Consider the following 1,746-nt stretch of genomic DNA (forward strand, 5'->3'; position numbering starts at 1 on the left):
TGATGCGCACCCTCGCACAGATCGGCTTCCAGCAGTCCTACACCTACTTCACCTGGCGCACCACCAAGCAGGAACTCACCGAGTACGCCACCGAACTCGCCCAGGACAGCGCCGCGTACATGCGGCCGAACTTCTTCGCCAACACCCCCGACATCCTGCACGCCTACCTCCAGCACGGCGGCCGCCCCGCCTTCGAGGTCCGGGCCGTGCTCGCCGCCACCCTCTCCCCCACCTGGGGCATCTACAGCGGCTACGAACTGTGCGAGAACACCCCCCTCAAGGAGGGCAGCGAGGAGTACCTCGACTCGGAGAAGTACCAGCTCAAGCCCCGGGACTGGGAGCGCGCGGAGACGGAGGGCATCGCACCGCTCATCACCCGCCTCAACGCCGTCCGACGCGCCCACCCCGCGCTGCGGCACCTGCGCAACCTCCACTTCCACCACACGGACAACGACTCCGTCCTCGCGTACAGCAAGCGGACCGGCTCGGACACGGTTCTGGTGGTCGTCAACCTCGACCCCCACCACACCCAGGAGGCCACGGTCTCGTTGGACATGCCGCAACTCGGCCCGGACCGGGACGGCGCCCTGTCCGTGCGGGACGAACTGACGGGTGAGGCCTACGCGTGGGGCAGGACCAACTACGTGCGTCTCACACCCGGCCGGACACCGGCGCACGTGTTCCACGTGACGCGGCCGGCACCAGCGAACGGAGGGTCCAGCGCGTCATGACTGTCAACCAACCCGTCCCGGACACCTTCGAGGACACTCCCGCCAAGGACCGGGACCCGGACTGGTTCAAACGCGCGGTCTTCTACGAGGTCCTGGTGCGTTCCTTCCAGGACAGCGACGGCGACGGCGTCGGCGACCTCAAGGGCCTGACCGCCAAGCTCGACTACCTCCAGTGGCTCGGCGTCGACTGCCTCTGGCTGCCGCCCTTCTTCAAGTCCCCCCTGCGGGACGGCGGTTACGACGTCGCCGACTACACCGCGGTGCTTCCCGAGTTCGGCGACCTGGCCGACTTCGTGGAGTTCGTGGACGCCGCCCACCAGCGCGGGATGCGGGTCATCATCGACTTCGTCGTCAACCACACCAGCGACCAGCACCCGTGGTTCCAGGAGTCCCGCACCAACCCGGACGGGCCGTACGGGGACTACTACATGTGGGCGGACGACGACAAGCAGTACCAGGACGCGCGGATCATCTTCGTCGACACCGAGGTCTCCAACTGGACCTTCGACCCGGTGCGCGGTCAGTACTACTGGCACCGCTTCTTCTCCCACCAGCCCGACCTCAACTACGAGAACCCGGCGGTGCAGGAGGAGGTCCTGGCCGCCCTGCGGTTCTGGCTGGACCTCGGCATCGACGGCTTCCGCCTGGACGCGGTGCCGTACCTGTACGCGCAGGAGGGCACCAACTGCGAGAACCTGCCGCCCACGCATGAGTTCCTGCGGCGGGTCCGCCGGGAGATCGACGCGATGTACCCGGACACCGTGCTCCTCGCGGAGGCCAACCAGTGGCCGGAGGACGTCGTCGACTACTTCGGCGACTACGCGAAGGGCGGGGACGAGTGCCACATGGCGTTCCACTTCCCGGTCATGCCGCGGATCTTCATGGCCGTGCGCCGCGAGTCCCGCTACCCCGTCTCGGAAATCCTCGCCAAGACCCCGGCCATCCCGTCCGGCTGCCAGTGGGGCATCTTCCTGCGCAACCACGACGAGCTGACCCTGGAGATGGTCACCGACGA

General features: G+C 67.6%; 2 protein-coding genes. Both read left to right on the forward strand.

Annotation, left to right across the window (positions count from 1 at the left end):
- Nucleotides 1–731: alpha-glucosidase C-terminal domain-containing protein (locus AB0G52_RS40930; protein WP_361344354.1), on the forward strand; the 731-nt coding region annotated here is incomplete at its 5' end.
- The coding region (locus AB0G52_RS40935; RefSeq protein ID WP_361344357.1) for an alpha-amylase family glycosyl hydrolase at nucleotides 728–1,746 on the forward strand (1,019 nt) is incomplete at its 3' end. The genes AB0G52_RS40930 and AB0G52_RS40935, both read left to right, overlap by 4 nt.

It is taken from the genome of Streptomyces sp. NPDC021562 (assembly GCF_040640875.1).
Classification (GTDB): domain Bacteria; phylum Actinomycetota; class Actinomycetes; order Streptomycetales; family Streptomycetaceae; genus Streptomyces.